This is a genomic window from Pseudomonas sp. GL_139_B (assembly GCF_057834475.1).
In genome coordinates, this window is record NZ_CM174403.1 from 916,875 (window position 1) to 937,758 (window position 20,884).

Annotated in this window: 19 protein-coding genes and 1 pseudogene; 9 read left to right on the plus strand and 11 right to left on the minus strand. The window is 59.4% G+C overall.

Translation table 11 applies throughout. The features are described from left to right. Positions 1-9: 9 nt before the first annotated feature. The 6 genes and pseudogenes from AC3ISI_RS04000 to gatC all read right to left on the minus strand — a co-directional run bounded on the left by AC3ISI_RS04000 (position 10) and on the right by gatC (position 5,311). Positions 10-390 (minus strand): carboxymuconolactone decarboxylase family protein, encoded by a 381-nt coding sequence (locus AC3ISI_RS04000; RefSeq protein WP_489335570.1) that lies wholly within the window; start codon positions 388-390, stop codon positions 10-12. Continuing rightward, entirely contained in the window at positions 387-1,448 is a 1,062-nt protein-coding gene (locus AC3ISI_RS04005; protein WP_489335571.1) for a calcium/sodium antiporter, read from the minus strand. The genes AC3ISI_RS04000 and AC3ISI_RS04005 overlap by 4 nt, the downstream gene beginning before the upstream one ends. A 50-nt stretch (positions 1,449-1,498) precedes the next feature. Continuing rightward, on the minus strand, positions 1,499-1,873 hold the full coding sequence (locus AC3ISI_RS04010) for a septal ring lytic transglycosylase RlpA family protein (RefSeq protein WP_489335572.1): 375 nt from the start codon (positions 1,871-1,873) through the stop codon (positions 1,499-1,501). Positions 1,874-1,960: 87 nt separating this feature from the next. Continuing rightward, positions 1,961-3,409: pseudogene (gene gatB / locus AC3ISI_RS04015) on the minus strand (Asp-tRNA(Asn)/Glu-tRNA(Gln) amidotransferase subunit GatB); the annotation flags it as partial. A gap of 146 nt (positions 3,410-3,555) precedes the next feature. Further along, complete coding sequence (gene gatA, locus AC3ISI_RS04020; protein ID WP_489335573.1) at positions 3,556-5,007, minus strand: Asp-tRNA(Asn)/Glu-tRNA(Gln) amidotransferase subunit GatA; 1,452 nt, start codon at positions 5,005-5,007, stop codon at positions 3,556-3,558. A gap of 16 nt (positions 5,008-5,023) precedes the next feature. Continuing rightward, a complete protein-coding gene (gene gatC, locus AC3ISI_RS04025) occupies positions 5,024-5,311 on the minus strand; it encodes an Asp-tRNA(Asn)/Glu-tRNA(Gln) amidotransferase subunit GatC (RefSeq protein WP_201114886.1) in 288 nt (95 codons plus the stop codon). Between the two features lie 211 nt (positions 5,312-5,522). Here gatC and mreB point away from each other — a divergent pair, with 211 nt between their 5' ends. From mreB to tldD, 8 genes are all read left to right on the plus strand, one after another. Next, positions 5,523-6,560 carry a rod shape-determining protein MreB gene (gene mreB / locus AC3ISI_RS04030; RefSeq protein ID WP_002555108.1) on the plus strand — a complete coding sequence of 346 codons (1,038 nt, stop codon included), beginning with the start codon at positions 5,523-5,525 and terminating at the stop codon, positions 6,558-6,560. A 142-nt stretch (positions 6,561-6,702) separates the two neighbouring features. Next, on the plus strand, positions 6,703-7,818 hold the full coding sequence (mreC, locus tag AC3ISI_RS04035) for a rod shape-determining protein MreC (RefSeq protein ID WP_489337622.1): 1,116 nt from the start codon (positions 6,703-6,705) through the stop codon (positions 7,816-7,818). Continuing rightward, the gene (gene mreD, locus AC3ISI_RS04040) at positions 7,818-8,309 is read left to right on the plus strand and encodes a rod shape-determining protein MreD (RefSeq protein WP_489335574.1); all 492 of its coding nucleotides are present in this window, start codon (positions 7,818-7,820) and stop codon (positions 8,307-8,309) included. The genes mreC and mreD overlap by 1 nt, the downstream gene beginning before the upstream one ends. A 43-nt stretch (positions 8,310-8,352) precedes the next feature. Then, positions 8,353-8,949 (plus strand): Maf family protein, encoded by a 597-nt coding sequence (locus AC3ISI_RS04045; protein WP_489335575.1) that lies wholly within the window; start codon positions 8,353-8,355, stop codon positions 8,947-8,949. A 57-nt stretch (positions 8,950-9,006) separates the two neighbouring features. Then, positions 9,007-10,464, plus strand: coding sequence for a ribonuclease G (rng, locus tag AC3ISI_RS04050; protein WP_489335576.1), 1,458 nt, complete (start codon positions 9,007-9,009; stop codon positions 10,462-10,464). Between the two features lie 75 nt (positions 10,465-10,539). Then, entirely contained in the window at positions 10,540-14,343 is a 3,804-nt protein-coding gene (locus AC3ISI_RS04055) for a YhdP family protein (protein WP_489335577.1), read from the plus strand. A gap of 101 nt (positions 14,344-14,444) precedes the next feature. Further along, a complete protein-coding gene (locus AC3ISI_RS04060) occupies positions 14,445-15,293 on the plus strand; it encodes a carbon-nitrogen hydrolase family protein (protein WP_489335578.1) in 849 nt (282 codons plus the stop codon). A gap of 18 nt (positions 15,294-15,311) precedes the next feature. Further along, positions 15,312-16,754 (plus strand): metalloprotease TldD, encoded by a 1,443-nt coding sequence (gene tldD, locus AC3ISI_RS04065; protein WP_489335579.1) that lies wholly within the window; start codon positions 15,312-15,314, stop codon positions 16,752-16,754. Between the two features lie 60 nt (positions 16,755-16,814). Here the strand turns inward: tldD and yjgA are convergent, their stop codons facing one another. Then, positions 16,815-17,339, minus strand: coding sequence for a ribosome biogenesis factor YjgA (yjgA, locus tag AC3ISI_RS04070; protein WP_007901505.1), 525 nt, complete (start codon positions 17,337-17,339; stop codon positions 16,815-16,817). 107 nt (positions 17,340-17,446) lie between these two features. Between yjgA and pmbA the strand changes: the two genes are divergently transcribed. Beyond that, the gene (gene pmbA / locus AC3ISI_RS04075) at positions 17,447-18,793 is read left to right on the plus strand and encodes a metalloprotease PmbA (RefSeq protein WP_477801513.1); all 1,347 of its coding nucleotides are present in this window, start codon (positions 17,447-17,449) and stop codon (positions 18,791-18,793) included. Positions 18,794-18,919: 126 nt separating this feature from the next. On the opposite strand, the gene AC3ISI_RS04080 is transcribed toward pmbA, so the two are convergent. The 4 genes from AC3ISI_RS04080 to hpf are packed head-to-tail and all read right to left on the minus strand — an operon-like array spanning position 18,920 to position 20,853. Then, a complete protein-coding gene (locus AC3ISI_RS04080) occupies positions 18,920-19,192 on the minus strand; it encodes an HPr family phosphocarrier protein (RefSeq protein WP_489335580.1) in 273 nt (90 codons plus the stop codon). A 15-nt stretch (positions 19,193-19,207) separates the two neighbouring features. Beyond that, positions 19,208-20,065, minus strand: coding sequence for an RNase adapter RapZ (gene rapZ, locus AC3ISI_RS04085; RefSeq protein ID WP_489335581.1), 858 nt, complete (start codon positions 20,063-20,065; stop codon positions 19,208-19,210). A 2-nt stretch (positions 20,066-20,067) separates the two neighbouring features. Next, the gene (ptsN, locus tag AC3ISI_RS04090; protein ID WP_223516504.1) at positions 20,068-20,532 is read right to left on the minus strand and encodes a PTS IIA-like nitrogen regulatory protein PtsN; all 465 of its coding nucleotides are present in this window, start codon (positions 20,530-20,532) and stop codon (positions 20,068-20,070) included. Between the two features lie 12 nt (positions 20,533-20,544). Next, a complete protein-coding gene (gene hpf, locus AC3ISI_RS04095) occupies positions 20,545-20,853 on the minus strand; it encodes a ribosome hibernation-promoting factor, HPF/YfiA family (protein ID WP_046026821.1) in 309 nt (102 codons plus the stop codon). Positions 20,854-20,884 lie beyond the last annotated feature (31 nt).

Below are 20,884 nucleotides of genomic sequence, written 5' to 3' on the forward strand. Positions count from 1 at the left end.
ACCGGATCTTTATTCCGGCTTCTGATAACTCTCAATCACTTCCTGCGCCGCCCGAAACGCATCTATCGCCGCCGGTGCACCTGCATACACCGCGCAATGCAGCAGCGTTTCACGAATCTCTTCAACGGTGCAGCCGTTGTTCAGTGCGCCGCGCACGTGGCCTTTCAATTCTTGCGGACATTTGAGCGCCGTCAGCGCGGCGAGGGTAATCAGGCTGCGGGTTTTCAGCGCCAGCCCTTCGCGGTTCCACACAGCGCCCCAGGCATGTTCATTGACGAAGTCCTGCAACGGCTGGGTGAACTCTGTGGCATTGCCCAATGCGCGGTCGACGAAAGCGTCGCCCATCACCTGGCGGCGCACTTCAACGCCGGGTTTTTTATTGTCGGTCATGGCACTTCCCTCTTGTGGTGTTGGCGACGCCAAGCCAGCAGCGACGTGAACAGCAAAAACGCCACTAGCGCTGGCAGGACGAAAAACAGCATCAGGTGTTCAAGTTTGCCGGCCAGTGGCATGCCAGTGGTGAACGACACCACGTGCAGCCCGTAAGCCAGGTACAAACCCAGGCACAGCAAACCTTCGGCCCGGGTCACCCGGTAGCCGGTATAGAACAGCGGCAGACAGAACACCGCGACACCGAGCATCACCGGCAAGTCGAAATCCAGGGCGTTGGGCGAAACCGACAGGGGCGACGGTGCGATCAGTGCCGTCACGCCGAGCACGCCCAAAAGGTTGAACAGGTTGCTGCCGATCACGTTGCCCACCGCAATCTCCCGCTCACCACGCAAGGCGGCGATCAATGAGGTGGCCAACTCCGGCAGGGACGTGCTGATGGCAACGATGGTCAGGCCAATGATGCGTTCCGACAGGCCAAAATCGGTCGCCACCTCAACGGCCGCCCCGAGCAGGAGATGCCCGGCGTAGATCAGCATCCCCAGCCCGACCACGATCATCACCAGGCTACTGAACCAGGGGGCCGGATGGCTGTGGGGATCGCTCGATGGCGGACGAGTCGAGTGCCGAGACTGGCGCAGCAGCAAGCCCAGGTAGAGCGCCAGTGCAGCTAGCAGAATCACGCCATCAGTGCGGGTCAGTTCTTCATTCCAGGCCAGGACGAACACCAGCAGGCTGGCGCCGATCATCAGCGGAATATCCAGGCGCACCAGTTGCCGCGAAACCCGCAGTGGAATGATCAGCGCCGAGAGCCCGAGGGTGACGAGAATGTTAAAGATGCTGCTGCCGATCACGCTGCCGACGGCGATATCGGCATTTTCCGCCAGGGTGGCTTGCAGGCTGACCGCCATCTGCGGCGCGCTGCTGCTGAGGGCGACGATGGTCAGGCCGATGATCAGCGGTCGCACATGCCACCGCGCCGCCAGGCGTACGGCAGCACGCACCATCAGTTCGGCGCCTGCGATCAGTAAAACCAGACCACTGAGCAATTCAATCACACTGATCAGGGGTAAATCGGCAAGTCCGAAAATGGTCGGTACTCCGTCTGTCAGTCGTCGAGGGCTTGTACGCGAACCTTGGCGGTGCCGCTGCTGACCATGCCCAAGCGCTCGGCGGCTGCATGGGACAGATCGATCAGACGTCCACGGGTATGCGGCCCGCGATCGTTGATGCGGACCACGCAGGACTTGTCGTTGTTCAGATTGGTGACCTTCACCCGCGTGCCGAAGGGTAACTGGCGATGGGCGGCGGTCATGGAATTCTTGTCGAAACGCTCGCCACTGGCGGTGCGTTTGCCTTGGTGTTTGGCACCGTAATAGGACGCAACTCCGGTCTTGTCATAGCCGTGTGGATCGACAACATCGTTACTGGCGCAACCGGCCAGCAGAGCGAGCAGGGCGCAGGCACCGAGTAGACGCTTCATTTAATGGTTTCCACGAACAAATGTGGGAGCGAGCAGGCTCGCTCCCACAGGGGGTGGAGCCAGGCGTTAAAACTGGCTCCATTGTCATCAGCCTTCGAGCTTGCTTTTGAGCAATTCGTTCACTTGTTGCGGGTTGGCCTTGCCTTTGGAGGCTTTCATGGCCTGGCCGACGAAGAAGCCGAACATTTTGCCGCGTTTGGCTTCGTCTGCCGCGCGGTACTGTTCAACCTGTTCGGCATTGGCCGCGAGCATTTCGTCCAGCACCGCCGAGATGGCGCCGCTGTCGGTCACTTGCTTGAGGCCGCGCTTGTCGATGATCTCGTCCGCGCTGCCTTCGCCGTTGGCCATGGCTTCAAACACCACCTTGGCGATCTTGCCGGAGATGGTGTTGTCCTTGATGCGCAGCAGCATGCCACCCAGTTGCTCGGCCGAAACCGGTGAGTCTTCGATGTCCAGGCCTTGCTTGTTGAGCAGGCTGCCCAACTCGACCATCACCCAGTTGGCCGCGAGTTTGGCGTCGCCGCCGATGCTCGCGACTTTCTCGAAGTAATCGGCTTGCTCGCGGCTGGTGGCCAGCACGCTGGCGTCGTAGACCGACAGACCGAATTGCTCCTGGAAACGCTCGCGTTTTTGCGGTGGCAATTCCGGCAGCGTGGCGCGCACGTCGTCGAGGAACGAGTCTTCGATGACCACTGGCAGCAGGTCCGGATCGGGGAAGTAACGGTAGTCGTTGGCTTCCTCTTTGCTGCGCATCGGACGGGTTTCGTCCTTGTTCGGATCGTACAGGCGGGTCTGCTGGATCACTTTGCCGCCGTCTTCGATCAGCTCGATCTGGCGCTGAACTTCGCTGTTGATCGCTTTTTCGATGAAGCGGAACGAGTTGACGTTCTTGATCTCGCAGCGAGTACCGAATTCAACCTGACCTTTCGGACGGATCGACACGTTGCAGTCGCAACGGAGCGAGCCTTCGGCCATGTTGCCGTCGCAGATACCGAGGTAACGTACCAGCGCGTGGATGGTCTTGACGTAAGCCACGGCTTCCTTGGCGCTGCGCATGTCCGGCTCGGACACGATTTCCAGCAGCGGTGTGCCGGCTCGGTTCAGGTCGATGCCGGTGGCGCCGTTGAATTCTTCGTGCAGGCTTTTACCGGCGTCTTCTTCCAGGTGCGCACGGGTCACGCCGACACGTTTGATCGTGCCGTCTTCCATGGCGATGTCCAGGTGGCCCTTGCCGACGATCGGCAATTCCATCTGGCTGATCTGGTAGCCCTTCGGCAAATCCGGGTAGAAATAGTTTTTACGGGCGAACACGTTGTGCTGACCGATCTCGGCGTCAATCGCCAGACCGAACATCACCGCCATGCGCACCGCTTCCTGGTTCAGCACCGGCAGTACGCCGGGCATGCCCAGGTCTACGAGACTGGCCTGGGTGTTCGGCTCGGAACCGAACGTGGTGGAACTACCGGAAAAGATTTTCGACCGGGTGGTGAGCTGGGTATGAATCTCCAGCCCGATCACGACTTCCCATTGCATGTGTGTCTCCTCAGAAGCCTTTGCTGGGGATTTTGAAACGTCGCGAGCGAAGGTAAGGCAAGGCGAAAACTGGCGAGTAAGCGGAGTTGACTTTAGTCAATGAGCATTACGAGCCAGTTTTCAACGCAGCATTACCGAGCGCAGCAGTTTCAAAACCCCTGCGGGGTGCGGGTGTGCCAGTCAGTGTTTAGCTGATACTGGTGGGCAACGTTCAACAGGCGACCTTCCTGGAAATACGGCGCGAGCAGTTGCACGCCCACCGGCAGGCCATCGACGAAACCGGCGGGCATGGACAAGCCCGGCAGGCCGGCGAGGTTGGCGGTGATGGTGTAGACGTCTTCCAGGTAAGCAGCGACCGGGTCGCTGTTCTTGGCGCCGAGCTTCCAGGCCGGGTTTGGCGTGGTTGGGCCGAGGATGATGTCGACCTCATTGAAGGCTGCCATGAAGTCGTTCTTGATCAAGCGACGAATCTTCTGGGCCTTCAGGTAGTAGGCGTCGTAGTAACCGGCCGACAGCGCGTAGGCACCGACCATGATCCGGCGCTGCACTTCCGGGCCGAAACCTTCGCCACGGGAGCGCTTATACAGGTCGATCAGGTCTTTCGGGTTTTCGCAGCGATGGCCGAAACGCACGCCGTCAAAACGCGACAGGTTGGAGGAGGCTTCCGCCGGGGCGATCACGTAGTACGCAGGAATCGCGTGCTGCATGTTTGGCAGGCTGATTTCCTTGATCACGGCGCCGAGCTTTTCCAGCTCCTTGACGCTGTTGTGGATCAGCTCGGCAATGCGCGGGTCGAGACCGGCGCTGAAATATTCTTTCGGCACACCGATGCGCAGGCCTTGCAGCGAACCGTTAAGGCTGGCGCTGTAATCAGGCACAGGCTCATCGATGCTGGTGGAGTCATTTGGATCGAAGCCGGCCATACCTTGCAACAAAATTGCACAGTCTTCGGCCGTGCGCGCCATCGGGCCGCCCTGATCGAGGCTGGAGGCGTAGGCAATCATTCCCCAGCGCGAAACGCGACCGTACGTCGGTTTCAGGCCCGTGAGGTTAGTTAGCGCAGCGGGCTGACGAATGGAGCCGCCGGTATCGGTACCCGTGGCCGCAGGCAGCAGGCGCGCGGCAACCGCTGCTGCCGAACCGCCGGACGAACCGCCAGGCACATGTTCCAGGTTCCACGGGTTTTTCACCGGGCCGTAGTAACTCGACTCGTTGGCCGAGCCCATGGCGAATTCGTCCATGTTGGTCTTGCCCAGGGTCACGGTCCCGGCAGCGGCCAGCTTGGCAACGACGGTGGCGTCGTACGGTGCTTTAAAGTTGTCGAGCATCTTCGAGCCGCAGCTGGTGCGGATGCCCTGGGTACAGAACAGGTCTTTGTGCGCAATCGGCGCGCCGAGCAGGGCGCCGCTCTCGCCATTGGCCCGACGTGCGTCAGCGGCTTTCGCCTGCTGGAGCGCCAGGTCTTCGGTGAGGCTGATGAAGCTGTTGAGTTGAGGATCGAGCAGGGCGATACGCGCCAGCAAGGTCTTGGTCAGCTCTTCGGAGGAAAACTTTTTTTCGGCGAGTCCGCGGGCGATCTCGGCCAGAGTCAATTGATGCATTGCAGGCTCTTTCCCTTTAGTCGATGACTTTCGGAACCAGGTACAGGCCGTTTTCGACCGATGGTGCGATGGACTGATAGGCCTCGCGATGATTGGTCTCGGTCACGACGTCTGCACGCAGGCGCTGGCTGGCTTCCAGTGGGTGGGCCAGCGGCTCGATACCGTCGGTATTGACCGCCTGCATTTCGTCGACCAGACCCAGAATGCTGTTCAGGGCCGAAGTGATGTGTGGAAGATCGGCATCATTGAGGCCAAGGCAGGCCAAATGAGCGATTTTTTCCACGTCGGAGCGTTCAAGCGCCATTGCGATTCTCCAGTGGAAAACAGAACGGACGGCGTCCGTGTGTTAGATTGTCTGAACACTACCGCATTTCTACGGTCATAAGGCCGCGATTGTGGGGGTTGGTGCACAGAAAAGCGGCCAATTTAACATATTGGCGCCTTGCCCAAAATCCCTGTCGTTGTTAGAGTTTGCCGCACTTTTTTACCCACGCGTTGCCTAGGGTCCCTTTCCCATGTTCAAGAAACTGCGTGGCATGTTTTCCAGCGATCTTTCCATTGACCTGGGCACTGCCAACACCCTTATTTACGTGCGCGAGCGCGGTATCGTCCTGAATGAGCCATCGGTTGTGGCTATTCGGACACACGGTAACCAGAAAAGTGTCGTTGCTGTCGGCACCGAAGCGAAGCGCATGCTCGGCCGAACGCCGGGCAACATTGCTGCCATTCGTCCGATGAAAGACGGCGTGATCGCCGACTTCAGCGTCTGCGAAAAGATGCTGCAATATTTTATCAACAAGGTTCACGAAAACAGCTTTCTGCAGCCTAGCCCTCGTGTGCTGATCTGCGTTCCGTGCAAATCCACTCAGGTTGAGCGTCGTGCCATCCGTGAATCGGCCCTTGGTGCCGGTGCTCGCGAAGTGTTCCTGATCGAAGAGCCAATGGCTGCTGCGATCGGTGCCGGCCTGCCGGTTGAGGAAGCACGCGGTTCGATGGTGGTCGATATCGGTGGTGGTACTACCGAAATCGCACTGATCTCCCTGAACGGTGTGGTTTACGCCGAATCCGTACGGGTTGGCGGCGACCGCTTCGACGAAGCGATCATCACCTACGTGCGTCGCAACTACGGCAGCCTGATCGGCGAATCCACTGCCGAGCGCATCAAGCAGGAAATCGGTACGGCCTACCCAGGCGGCGAAGTCCGTGAAGTCGACGTGCGTGGCCGTAACCTGGCCGAAGGCGTTCCACGTGCTTTCACCCTGAACTCCAATGAAGTGCTGGAAGCTCTGCAAGAGTCCCTGGCCACCATCGTTCAGGCTGTGAAAAGTGCACTGGAGCAATCGCCTCCCGAGCTGGCGTCGGATATCGCCGAGCGCGGTCTGGTACTGACCGGTGGTGGCGCCTTGCTGCGTGACCTCGATAAGTTGCTGGCCCAGGAAACAGGTTTGCCGGTAATCGTCGCCGAAGACCCGCTGACCTGCGTTGCTCGCGGCGGTGGCCGTGCATTGGAAATGATGGATAAACACACCATGGACCTGCTTTCCAGCGAGTGATTTCGCCGGTTGCATCTATGCTGTTGGCGCGCAGGCAGCACTTTGCAGTGCTGCCTGTTGGCGTTTATCTTCTGTCAGTCTGCATCCAGGCCGGTTTGATGCCGTATGAATAAAGAGAACATTTGCCTGGGAGGAGCGGCTTATTAAACCGCTTTTCGCCAAAGGGCCTTCACTGGGCGTGCGCTTGTTAGTGCTGGTCGTGCTATCGGTCGCGCTGATGGTGGTCGATGCCCGCTTCACACTGCTCAAGCCAGTGCGTAGCCAAATGTCGCTGGTGCTGATGCAGTCTTACTGGATCACCGACCTGCCGCAGCGGCTATGGCAAGGTGTGGCCAGCCAATTTGGCAGCCGTACCGAACTCGTCGCCGAAAACGAAAAACTCAAAACCGAAAACCTGCTGTTGCAGGGGCGCATGCAGAAGCTTGCCGCCCTCACAGAGCAGAACGTTCGGCTGCGCGAGTTGCTCAACTCCTCAGCACTGGTCAACGAGAAGGTAGAAGTGGCCGAGTTGATTGGCATGGACCCCAACCCCTTCACCCATCGCATCATCATCAACAAAGGTGAGCGCGACGGTGTGATCCTCGGTCAGCCGGTGCTCGATGCGCGCGGACTGATGGGGCAGGTGGTCGAGTTGATGCCCTACACCTCCCGGGTATTACTGTTGACCGACACCACCCACAGCATTCCCGTGCAAGTGAATCGCAACGGTTTGCGGGCGATTGCCAGCGGCACCGGCAACCCGGAGCGCCTTGAGCTGCGTCACGTAGCCGATACCGCCGACATCAAGGAAGGCGATCTGCTGGTCAGCTCCGGCCTTGGTCAGCGGTTCCCGGCGGGTTACCCGGTGGCGACGGTCAAGGAAGTGATTCACGACTCTGGTCAGCCATTTGCCATTGTGCGGGCTGTGCCAACCGCCGCGTTGAACCGTAGCCGTTATTTACTGCTGGTGTTCAGTGATGGCCGCACGGCCGAAGAACGTGCCAATGATGCGGCCCAGGCACAAGAAGCACTGGACCAGCACGGCGGCGGGCCGGTTATTCCGGCGACTGTTCCCAAACCGGCTCCTGCGAACACCGTGGTGCCCGCGGCCACTGCGGTGCCTGCCGCCACGCCGGCCGCCGCTGCACCGGCGCCTGCTACCCCGGCCAAACCGGCCCATCCTGCCGCTGCCAAGCCAGCCGCCAGTAAACCGCCGGCCGTGAAGCCTGCGGCCAAACCGCCTGTCCCGGCGCCGGCTTCCACTGGGAGACAAGAATAATGGTCGGTGTGAAAGCCTCCCGTAATGGCTGGATTGTCTGGGTGACGTTTGCTGTCGGCCTGTTGCTCAGTGTTTCGCCGTTGCCGCAATTCATGGAAATTCTCCGCCCGCTATGGCTAGCGCTGCTGCTTGCGTTCTGGGCACTGACCCTGCCGCAAAAAGTCGGCATGCTCACCGCTTGGTGCCTGGGATTGGCTGAAGACGTGCTTTATGGCACGTTGCTTGGCCAGAATGCGCTGATCCTGACGTTGATCACCTTCCTGGTGCTGTCGCTGCAACAGCGCTTGCGTATGTTCCCGATGTGGCAGCAGAGTCTAGTGATCCTGGTGATCTTCGGCCTCGCACAGCTTGTTCAACTATGGCTGAGTGCCTTGACCGGTAATCGTCAACCAACCCTGGCGCTGGTACTACCGGCCCTAGTCAGTGCGTTGCTGTGGCCATGGGTCAGCTACGGTTTGCGCGGTCTGCGTCGGCGCTACAAAATCAATTAATTCGGTCAGGCATTGGCCCGCACCTCGACAGGGAGATGTCTTGATGAAACAGCTATACCTCGCCTCAGGCTCGCCGCGCCGGCGTGAACTGCTCATGCAGATTGGCGTGCCGTTCTCCGCCGTCAGCGCGGACATTGATGAAACCCCGTTAACTCACGAATCCCCGTCGGCCTATGTCGAACGCCTGGCGCGCGGCAAAGCCGAGGCCGGGCGAGGCGTGGTTGTGTCCGATGCGGATTTTTGCGTGTTGGGGGCCGATACGGCGGTGGTGCTGGACGGGAAAATTCTAGGTAAACCGGTGGACGAAGCCGAGGCGTGCGCCATGCTTATGCTGTTGGCCGGCCGTGAGCATGAAGTGCTGACCGCGATTGCCGTACTCGACGCAGAGCGCTGCGAGTCTCGGGTGGTGCGCAGTCTGGTACGGTTTCGCAGCATTAGTCGCGAAGAAGCGGCAGCCTATTGGGCCAGTCGTGAACCTCGCGACAAGGCGGGTGGCTACGGGATTCAGGGACTGGGTGCGGTATTTGTTGCCGGGCTCGACGGCAGCTACTCGGGTGTGGTCGGGTTGCCGCTGTGCGAAACCGCAGAACTTCTCGGCCATTTCGGCATACCCTGTTGGCAAACACTTAACGCGCGCTGAGCGTCGTACTGACAAGATGCAGCCATTATCGTGAATACGCCTGAACGAGACCCTGCCATGAGTGAAGAGATTCTGATCAACATCACGCCGATGGAGTCGCGCGTGGCGGTGGTCGAAAACGGTGTGTTGCAAGAGGTCCACGTCGAGCGAACGCAGAAGCGCGGGATCGTCGGCAACATCTATAAAGGCAAGGTCGTACGGGTTTTACCAGGCATGCAGGCGGCGTTCGTCGATATCGGTCTGGACCGCGCGGCGTTCATTCACGCCTCGGAAATATCGTTGCGCGAAGGCCCAGCGGTCGAAAGCATCAGTGCCCTGGTGCATGAAGGCCAGAGCCTGGTGGTCCAGGTCACCAAAGACCCGATCGGCTCCAAAGGCGCACGCCTGACGACTCAGCTGTCGATTCCATCGCGTTATCTGGTGTACATGCCGCGCACCGCTCACGTCGGTATTTCACTGAAGATAGAAGACGAGGCCGAGCGCGAACGCCTCAAGCAGGTGGTCACCGATTGCGTGGCCAAAGAAGGCATCATAGAGGCTGGCGGCTTCATTTTGCGCACCGCGGCCGAAGGGGCGGGCGCTGATGAAATCCTCATGGACATCCGCTACCTGCGCCGGCTTTGGGACCAGATCAGCGATCAGATCAAAACCATCAGCGCACCGAGTGTGATCTACGAAGACCTCGGCCTGGCGTTGCGGACCTTGCGTGACCTGGTGAGCCCGAAGATCGAGAAGATCCGCATCGATTCCCGGGAAACCTTCCAGAAAACCACGCAATTCGTCGCCGAACTGATGCCGGAAATCGCCGATCGTCTTGAGCACTATCCGGGCGAGCGGCCTATTTTCGATTTGTATGGTGTTGAAGACGAAATCCAGAAAGCCCTGGAGCGCAAAGTCCCGCTCAAGTCCGGCGGTTACCTGGTGGTCGATCCGGCGGAAGCCATGAGCACCATTGACGTCAACACCGGCGCCTTTGTTGGCCATCGCAATCTTGAAGAAACCATTTTCAAGACCAACCTTGAAGCCGCCACAGCCATTGCCCGTCAGCTGCGCCTGCGCAATCTGGGCGGGATCATCATCATCGACTTCATCGATATGGAAGATGAGGAGCACCAGCGTCAGGTATTGCGCACGCTCGAGAAGCAACTGGAGCGCGACCACGCCAAAACCAACATTATCGGCATTACCGAGTTGGGCCTGGTGCAGATGACCCGCAAGCGAACCCGTGAAAGTCTTGAACAGGTATTGTGCGAACCGTGCAGCAGTTGCCAGGGGCGAGGCAAACTGAAGACGCCGGAAACGGTTTGCTACGAAATTTTCCGAGAAATCCTCCGCGAGGCGCGCGCCTATCAAGCGGAAGGCTATCGTGTATTGGCGAACCAGAAAGTTGTCGACCGATTACTCGATGAAGAGTCAGGTAATGTTGCCGAACTGGAAGGATTTATCGGACGCACCATTCGGTTCCAGGTGGAAACCATGTATTCCCAGGAACAATACGACGTGGTGTTGCTCTGAATCGCTGTGTTTCCTCCTTACTAGAACGGCTGGCCTCAGCTTTTTGCAGCATTTTTGTCATGGGAGCCACCTGACATGGAGCGTCTGACACGCATATTGGTCGCACTGACCCGATGGGGTCTGGGCCTGTGCGCGTTGGCATTGGTGTTGATGGCGTTGTACGTCAGCCTTGGCCGTGAACTGACGCCTCTGGTGGCCGAATACCGTACAGAAGTCGAAACCAAAGCCAGCGAAGCTTTGGGCATGTCGCTGAAAATCGGCAAGCTGGAAGGTAACTGGAGTGGTTTTGCGCCGATCTTGTTGGCTCATGACGTGACAGTCGGAGAGGGCGCCAATGCCCTGCGCCTGGACCAGGTGCGTGCGGTGCCAGACCTGTTGCAAAGTTTATTGGCTCGCCAGGTGCGCATCGCTCACTTGGAGCTGAACGGCCTGAAGATCAGCCTCAAGGAAGGTGACGACGGGAAGTGGGCGCTGGAAGGTCTACCGGTGCAGAAGGATCAGCCGCTTGATCCTGAACAACTGCTCAACCGCATGCAGATGGTCCAGCAGTTGTCGGTGATCGACAGCCAGGTAACTTTGCAACCCCTGGATCATCCGCCACTGACCCTGACCTACGTCGGCCTTAGTCTGAAAGTCGGTGCTGCCCGCCAGCGCCTTGATGCCCGTTTGACCTTGCCTGACGGCCAGCCGGTGGCCATGAGCTTGCGCACCCGCATCAACGCCAGCCAGTGGCAGGACGGTGAAGCCGAGGCTTACCTGAGCCTGCCGCAAAGCGACTGGTCGAAATGGCTGCCCGAGCGACTTACCCAGCAATGGAATTTTTCCGAGATCAAGGCCGGTGGCGAGCTCTGGGTCAATTGGGGCCGGGGCACACTGCAAAGCGCTGCAATCCGCTTGAACGCGCCGCAGCTCAATGGGGCTTACGCCGAACGTAAGCCGATCCAGATCAACAATTTTGCGCTCAATGGCTATTTCCAGCGCCGCGCCGAAGGCGTTGTGGTGACGCTGGATTCCCTGGCAATGAACTTCGGCGAGACGCGCTGGGAATCGCATCTGCAACTCAAACAAACTTCAGCTACCGACAAGGTCGAAGAACTCTGGCACCTGCAAGTCGACCGCCTCGACCTCACCCCGCTTACGCCGCTGCTGAACGCCTTGGGTCCACTGCCCGAAGGCGTTGCCAAAGCGGTCGAAGCGCTCAAGGTGACCGGCGGGTTGCGCAATGTGCTGATCGACATTCGACCCAATGCCACTGACGACAGCAAGTTCAGTTTCGCCGCGAATCTCGATCGGGTAGGTTTTGATGCCTATTACGGTGCTCCGGCGGCGCGAAATGTCAGCGGCAGCATCAGCGGTGACCTTGGCAAAGGCGAGCTGCGCTTGGACAGCAAGGACTTTGTCCTGCACCTGACGCCCATTTTCGCCAAGCCATGGCAATACATTCAGGCCAACGCGACGTTGACCTGGAAGCTCGATAAAGAAGGCTTCACCCTGATTGCGCCGTACCTCAAGGTGCTCGGCGAAGAAGGCAAGATTGCCGGCGACTTCCTGATTCGCCTGCGTTTCGATCCCGCTCAGGAAGATTACATGGACCTGCGGGTCGGCATGGTCGAGGGGGACGGTCGTTACACCGCCAAATACCTGCCGACCATGCTCAGCCCGGCGCTGGACGAATGGCTGCGTACGGCGATTATCAAAGGTGCGGTGGACGAAGGTTTCTTCCAGTATCAAGGGTCGCTGAAATCTGGTGCCGGCGATGCCGACCGCAGCATCAGCCTGTTCTTCAAAGTGCACGATGCCGAGCTGGCTTTCCAGCCGGGCTGGCCGCATGTCAGCAAGGTCACAGGTGACGTGTTTGTTGAAGACAGTGGCGTGCGGGTTCTGGCCAGCCAGGGGCAGTTGCTCGACACCCAGGTACGCGACATCTACGTCGATATTCCCCATGTCCCTGATGGAAAAAACGTTCATCTATTCCTCGACGGTGGATTCGCCGGCGGCTTGCGCGATGGCCTGAAAATTCTTCAGGAAGCGCCGATAGGCACGGCTGCAACTTTCGCCGGTTGGGAAGGTGAGGGCGATCTACAGGGCAAAGTAAAATTGGATATCCCGCTGGCCAAAGGTGAGCTGCCGAAGATTGTCGTCGACTTCAAAACCGACAAGGCGCGTCTGAAGCTGGCCGAGCCAACGCTGGAGCTGACTCAACTCAAGGGCGATTTCCGCTTTGATAGCACCAAGGGATTGAGCGGACAGCACATCAGCGCACGCGCCTTTGACAAGCCTGTCACCGCGCAGATTTTTGCCGACGGCAATGCAAGTCAACTCAAGACACGCGTCACGGCTGCCGGTCAGGTCGAGGTCAAAAAACTCACTGACTGGTTGCACGTGACTCAGCCAGTGCCGGTTTCCGGAGTGATCCCGTATCAGCTGCAACTGAACCTGGACGGCGCTAACAGTCAGTTGATGGTCAACTCCTGCCTCAAAGGCGCGACAGTCGATCTACCTGCCCCGTTCGGCCTGACGGCCGGTGCGTGCCGCGACACGTCATTTCGCATGACCTTGCAAGGAGCTGAGCGGCGCTACTGGGTCAACTATGGTCAGTTGGCAAACTTTACGTTTGCAGCACCGAACGACAATTTTGCCGAGGGGCGCGGTGAGCTTTTCCTCGGTGGTGGCGATGCCGAATTGCCCGGTGCCAAAGGTTTGCGGGTGCGGGGCGTGCTGTCGGAGCTGGATGTCGGCCCGTGGAAGGATTTGGTGGACAAGTACGCTGGCCAGGTTTCGGGCGACAGTGCCAAACAGTTGCTCAGCAGTGCGGACTTCAAGGTTGGTAAGCTCAGTGCTCTGGGCGCTACCCTCGATCAGGCTTCAGTGCAGCTGAACCGAAAGCCCGCCAGTTGGGCTCTGCAACTCGACAGTCAGCAGGTCAAAGGCACCGTCGGTGTTCCGGATGCGAAAGGCGCACCGATCACGGTTAATCTGCAATACATACGCCTGCCCGCTGCCGATCCTAAGGTAGTGACCGACGAGAACGCACCCGATCCACTGGCCACGGTGGACCCGACAAAGATTCCGGCACTGGACATCACCATCAATCAGCTGTTCCTGGGGCCGGATCTGGTGGGCGGCTGGTCGCTCAAAATCCGTCCGACCGCGAAGGGTATTGCGTTCAATGCGCTGGACATGGGCCTCAAAGGGATTCTGTTGCAAGGCCGTGGCGGCTGGGAAGGTGTGCCCGGTAGCTCCAGCAGTTGGTACAAGGGGCAGATCAGCGGCAAGAATCTCGCCGATGTGCTCAAAGGCTGGGGCTTTGCGCCGAGTGTCACCAGTGAAAAATTTCAAATGGACGTTGACGGTCGCTGGCCCGGTTCGCCGGCCTGGCTGGCCAGCAAGCGCTTCTCCGGCACCCTTGATGCAACGATCACCAAGGGCCAGATTGTAGAGGTCGACGCCAGTGCCCAGGCCCTGAAAGTCTTCGGTCTGCTTAATTTCAACTCCATCGGTCGACGCTTGCGTCTGGACTTTTCCGACTTGTTCGGCAAAGGCCTGAGTTATGACCAGGTCAAAGGTGTGCTGGTCGGGACCAATGGCGTCTACGTCACCCGTGAACCGATCCGGATGACCGGTCCGTCCACCAACCTTGAGCTTGATGGCACCTTGAACCTGGTGGGGGATCGGATCGACGCCAAGTTGCTGGTGACGTTGCCGGTGACCAATAACTTGCCGATTGCGGCGTTGATCGTTGGCGCTCCGGCTGTCGGCGGCGCGTTGTTCCTGATCGACAAACTGATCGGTGACCGCATGTCCCGTTTTGCCAGTGTCCAATACACCGTCAAAGGCCCGTGGAAAGACCCGAAAATCACCTTCGACAAGCCTTTTTGAAAAGCCACGTCTTGTGCTGATGGAGTAGCATGACGAAGGTCTTGTAGCCGCCTTCGGCAGTTGCTACAGGTTGGCGGACACTTATCAAGTAAGGACAGACCATGTCGGTAGCGGTGATTCAAATGGTCAGCCAGAGCGACGTGCTGGCCAACCTGGCCCAGGCACGCCGGCTGCTTGAGCAAGCGGCGGCCGGCGGTGCGCAACTCGCCGTATTGCCGGAAAACTTCGCCGCGATGGGCCGTCGTGACATCGCTGATATCGGCCGTGCTGAAGCGTCGGGCGACGGCCCGATCCTGCCCTGGTTGAAACAGACCGCCCTCGACCTCAAGTTATGGATAGTGGCCGGCACGTTGCCGCTGCCGCCGGTGGATCAGCCGACGGCGAAAGTGCATGCCTGCTCACTGTTAGTGAATGATCACGGCGAGACGGTGGCGCGCTACGACAAGTTGCATTTGTTCGACGTGGACGTAGCGGACAATCGTGGACGTTATCGCGAGTCCGATGACTATGCTTATGGCAGTGGGGTGGTGGTGGCGGATACGCCGGTTGGTCGAGTCGGGCTGACGGTGTGTTATGACCTGCGCTTCCCGGAGCTGTACAGCGAATTACGCGCTGCCGGAGCAGAGCTGATTACCGCGCCGTCGGCGTTTACCGCGGTGACCGGTGCGGCGCATTGGGATGTGCTGATTCGCGCCCGCGCCATCGAAACGCAATGTTATGTGCTGGCGGCCGCTCAGGGTGGGATTCATCCGGGGCCGCGAGAAACCTGGGGGCATGCCGCAATCATTGACCCCTGGGGGCGGGTGCTGGCGCAACAGGATCAGGGCGAGGCCGTGCTGCTGGCCGAACGCGATAGCAGCGAACAGGCGTCCATCAGGACGCGGATGCCGGTGTCCAGTCACCGGCGCTTTTTCTCGCAGGGCGCTCGGCGACCTGCCTCAGAACGATGAATTTAAGGCGTAAAGCATATGAGCGAGTTGTTGTCCTCAGTCAGTGAACACCTCCTGGCGCCCGGCGGCGTAACAATCGAGAGCCTGCAAGGCGTGCTCGGCGATCTGGCCGGCCCGGGCATCGATGCCGCCGACCTGTATTTCCAGGGGCAGATTTCCGAGTCTTGGGCGCTGGAAGATGGAATCGTCAAGGAAGGCAGCTTCAACCTCGACCAAGGTGTCGGCGTGCGTGCGCAATCGGGTGAAAAAACCGGTTTTGCCTACAGCAATGCCATCACCCTGGAGGCCCTCGGTGCGGCGGCCCGTGCCGCACGTTCGATCTCCCGCGCCGGGCAGAACGGCACGGTGCAGGCGTTCACCACCCAGGACGTCGCCCAGTTGTACGGGCCGGATAACCCGCTGGAAGTGATCTCCCGCGCCGAGAAAGTCGAACTGCTCAAGCGCATCGATGCGGCCACTCGCGCCCTCGACCCGCGTATCCAGCAAGTCACGGTGAGCATGGCCGGTGTCTGGGAGCGAATCCTCGTTGCCTCCACCGACGGCAGCCTGGCCGCCGATGTACGGCCGCTTGTGCGCTTCAACGTCAGCGTGATTGTTGAGCAAAACGGTCGCCGCGAGCGCGGTGGTCATGGCGGCGGCGGTCGAACCGATTACCGTTATTTCCTCAGTGACGACCGCGCCATGGGCTATGCCCGTGAAGCATTGCGTCAGGCGCTGGTCAACCTTGAGGCGATTCCAGCGCCGGCCGGTACGTTGCCGGTGGTGTTGGGTTCCGGCTGGTCCGGGGTGCTGCTGCACGAAGCGGTCGGCCACGGTCTGGAAGGTGACTTCAACCGCAAGGGCAGCTCTGCCTACAGTGGGCGCATGGGCGAAATGGTTGCGTCCAAACTGTGCACCATTGTCGATGACGGTACGTTGGCAGGCCGTCGCGGTTCCCTGAGCGTCGATGACGAAGGCACCCCGACCGAGTGCACCACGCTGATCGAAAACGGCGTACTCAAAGGCTATATGCAGGACAAGCTCAACGCACGACTGATGGGCGTGGCCCGTACCGGCAACGGTCGTCGTGAGTCCTACGCTCATCTGCCAATGCCACGCATGACCAACACCTACATGTTGGCGGGCGAAAGCGACCCTGCTGAAATCATCGCCTCGGTGAAACGCGGCATCTACTGCGCCAACCTCGGCGGCGGTCAGGTGGACATCACCAGCGGCAAATTTGTGTTCTCCACCAGCGAAGCGTATCTGATTGAAGACGGCAAGATTACGGCGCCGGTCAAAGGCGCGACATTGATCGGCAACGGTCCGGAAGCCATGAGCAAGGTGTCGATGGTCGGTAACGATCTGGCGCTGGACAGCGGTGTGGGGACGTGTGGCAAGGATGGGCAGTCGGTGCCGGTGGGTGTCGGCCAGCCAACGCTGAAAATCGATGCGATCACTGTGGGTGGCACAGGCGCATAAGTGGCTTTTGAAAAAGTGAAGCTTCGGGTGAGCCGCTTGGCGACTCACCCGATTCGGGACTTAACGCAGGCCGCGTTGAGTCTCGTCCAGCTCACGGATGTACTTGAAGATTTTACGGCTCGATGCCGGTGGCTTGTTGGTCGCCAGTTCGTGCTGGGCCTGACGGATCAGGGAGCGCAATTGCTGACGATCAGCCTCCGGGTAGTCGAGCACGAACTTCTCCAGGACTGCATCGTCGCCCGCGATCAAGCGATCGCGCCAGCGTTCCAGGCCATGGAAACGTTCGTTGTACTGCCGGGTGGAGGCATCGAGTTGATCGAGCAAGGTCAGAATGGCGTCAGTGTCCTGATCGCGCATCAGTTTGCCGATGAACATAAGGTGCCGTTTACGCGCGATATTCGCGGTGTGCTTGGGCGCATCGGCCAGGGCCCGGCGCATAGCGTCGGTCAACGGCAGTTTTGCCAGCAAGTCAGGCTTGAGTGTTGTAAGGCGCTCGCCAAGGTCAACCAGAGCATGAAGCTCGCGTTTAACCTGGGATTTGCTTTTTTCTCCCGTATCGAGGGAGTCATCGTAAGAATCAACCATGGTGGCCGTCCGCAAAGAAACGCCGCCATGATAACCAGTCGGGGGCCGCTTGTCCGGCCCGGTCGCTCGAAGGCCATACCGAAAGCAGAATTTGAGTGGAGAACAGCATGAGTGCAGTTGAAAGCGTCGGCCCACAAGCGTTGCCGGCACTGCAAGAACAAGTCGAGCAGATCATTGCTGAAGCCAAGCGTCAGGGCGCCAGTGCCTGCGAAGTTGCCGTCTCCCTGGAGCAGGGCCTGTCGACGTCGGTGCGTCAGCGTGAAGTCGAAACCGTCGAGTTCAACCGCGATCAGGGCTTTGGCATCACCTTGTACGTCGGCCAGCGCAAAGGCTCGGCCAGTACGTCGGCAAGTGGCCCTGACGCCATTCGCGAAACCGTCGCCGCGGCGCTGGCCATCGCCAAACACACCTCCGAAGATGAGGCCTCGGGCCTGGCTGATGCCGCGTTGATGGCTCGCGATCTGCAGGACTTCGACCTGTTCCATCAATGGGATATCACGCCGGAACAAGCTATTGAGCAAGCGTTGGCCTGCGAAGCCGCCGCGTTTGCCACTGACAGCAGGATCAAGAATGCCGACGGCACTACGCTCAGCACCCATCAGGGTTGCCGCGTGTATGGCAACAGCCACGGATTTATCGGTGGCTACGCGTCGACGCGCCACAGCCTGAGTTGCGTAATGATCGCCGAGGCCGATGGCCAGATGCAGCGCGATTACTGGTACGACGTAAACCGTCAGGGCAATTTGCTGGCCGACCCAGTGAGCATCGGCCAGCGTGCCGCGCAACGGGCGGCGAGCCGTCTGGGCGCGCGTCCGGTGCCGACTTGTGAAGTGCCAGTACTGTTTTCCGCTGAGTTGGCCGGTGGATTGTTCGGAAGCTTCCTGTCGGCCATTTCCGGCGGCAGCCTGTACCGCAAGTCGTCGTTCCTGGAGGGCACGCTGGGTCAGAAGTTGTTCCCTGAATGGCTGACCATCGATGAGCGTCCGCACTTGATGCGCGCCATGGGCAGTTCCGCATTCGATGGCGATGGACTGGCGACTTACGCCAAACCGTTCGTCGAAAAGGGTGAGTTGGTCTCCTACATCCTCGGCACGTACTCCGGGCGCAAACTCGGCATGCCGAGCACCGCCAATGCCGGCGGCGTGCACAACCTGTTCGTTACCCATGGGGATGAAGACCAGGCCGCGTTGCTGCGTCGCATGGGGCGTGGTTTGTTGGTCACGGAACTGATGGGCCAAGGCCTGAACATGGTCACCGGCGATTACTCCCGAGGCGCGGCGGGTTTCTGGGTTGAGAACGGTGAGATCCAGTTCGCGGTGCAGGAAGTCACCATCGCCGGCAACATGCGTGACATGTTCAAACAGATCGTTGCGGTCGGTAATGACCTGGAATTGCGCAGCAACATTCGCACGGGGTCGGTGCTGATCGAGCGGATGACGGTAGCGGGTAGCTAACGCTCAACGTTGCAAAAAAAAAGCGCGTCACCTATCAGGTAACGCGCTTTTTTTATGTGCCGTGCACCGCCCCCCTGTGGGAGTGAGCCTGACGCAGCCTTCAGCTGCCGCTACAGAGGGCTGTTTTTACTCGCCTTCGTCGAAGAAGTTGTTGATCAACTTCACCAGCGCATCCAGCGCTTCCTGTTCTTGCTCGCCTTCGGTACTCAGGTGGATCCTGGTGCCCTTGCCGGCGGCGAGCATCATCATGGCCATGATGCTTTTGCCGTCGACCATCGATTCTGGCGTCCGCCCGGCTCTGATCTGGCACGGATACTGACCCGCTACTCCAACAAATTTTGCAGAAGCGCGGGCATGCAGGCCCAGCTTGTTGATGATTTCGATTTCCAGAGCAGGCATCGCGATGTGAATCCTTTAGCTGAGGTCGCGGTGGCGGACCTGGACGTTCTTCAGGGATTGTTGCAGAACCTGGCCCAGACGTTCGGTCAGGTAGACGGAGCGGTGATGTCCTCCGGTGCAGCCAATGGCGATGGTGACATAAGAGCGGTTGCTCGCGGCAAAGCGCGGCAGCCACTTGAGCAAATACGACGAAATGTCCTGGAACATCTCTTCGACATCCGGTTGAGCTGCCAGATACTCGGCCACCGGTTGATCAAGCCCGGACTGAGCACGCAGCTCCGGCTTCCAGTAGGGATTGGGCAGGCAGCGCACGTCGAACACCAGGTCCGCGTCCACCGGCATGCCACGCTTGAATCCGAAAGACTCGACCAGGAACGCAGTGCCGGCTTCCGGTTGATTCAGCAGGCGCAGCTTGATGGTATCGCGCAGCTGATACAGGTTCAGGTGGGTGGTATTGATTTTGAGATCTGCCAGATCGGCGATCGGCCCCAGCAGAGTGCTTTCATCCTCGATTGCCTCAGCCAATGAACGGTTGGCGGTGCTCAGCGGGTGACGACGGCGGGTTTCGGAAAAGCGCTTGAGCAGGGTTTCTTCATCGGCATCCAGGTACAGCACATCGCACTTGATGTGCCGGCCGCGGACTTCTTCCAGCAGTTCGGGAAAACGCGAAAGGTGGCTCGGCAGGTTACGCGCGTCGATGGATACAGCGACCAGCGGTTGTAGCAATTCGGTATGAATCAAGGCGCCTTCCGCCAGTTCCGGCAGCAGGCCGGCGGGCAGGTTGTCGATGCAGTAGTAGCCGTTGTCCTCGAGAACATCGAGGACGGTGCTTTTACCTGAGCCGGAGCGGCCGCTGACGATGATCAAACGCATGATTACTGACCGTTTTGCTCGTCCAGGACAACCTGATACAAGGCTTCGTTGCTTGGGGCGCTGCGAAGACGATCACGGACTTCCTTGCGATCGAGCATGCTGGCGATCTGGCGGAGCAGTTCCAGGTGTGCATCGGTAGCTGCTTGCGGGACCAGCAGTACGAACAGCAGGTCAACCGGAGCGCCGTCGATGGCGTCGAAATCAATGGGGGCGTCGAGGTGCATCAAGGCGCTGATGGGCGACTCGCAACCTTTAAGGCGACAGTGGGGGATGGCGATGCCGTTGCCAAAACCGGTCGAGCCGAGCTTTTCACGGGCAATCAAAGCCTCGAAGACATCTTGCATCTCCAGATCCGGCACTTCCCGGGCGATCAGGTTGGCAATTTGCTCAAGGGCTTTCTTTTTACTGCCGCCCGGCACGTTCACAAGGGAACGGCCGGGGGTCAGGATGTTTTCAAGTCGGATCATGGGTTGGGAGTGTTAACGACCGGTCGCACCCTGGAGGAGGCTCTGGGTCTTTTCCTTATGCTTTTTGAGTTGTTTATCGAGCTTGTCGGTCAGCGAGTCGATCGCCGCGTACATATCGGTATGTTCCGCGTTTGCGACCACTTCATTGCCGGGAATATGCAGGGTGGCTTCGATTTTCTGCTTCAGCTTCTCGACCGTCATCGTGACCTGCACGTTGGTGATCTTGTCGAAATGCCGCTCTAATCGTTCGAGTTTTTCGCCGATGTAGGTGCGCAGGGGTTCGGTCACTTCCAGTTGGTGTCCACTGATGTTGACTTGCATACAGCTTCTCCTTCGTTGCCAGTGCATAAAG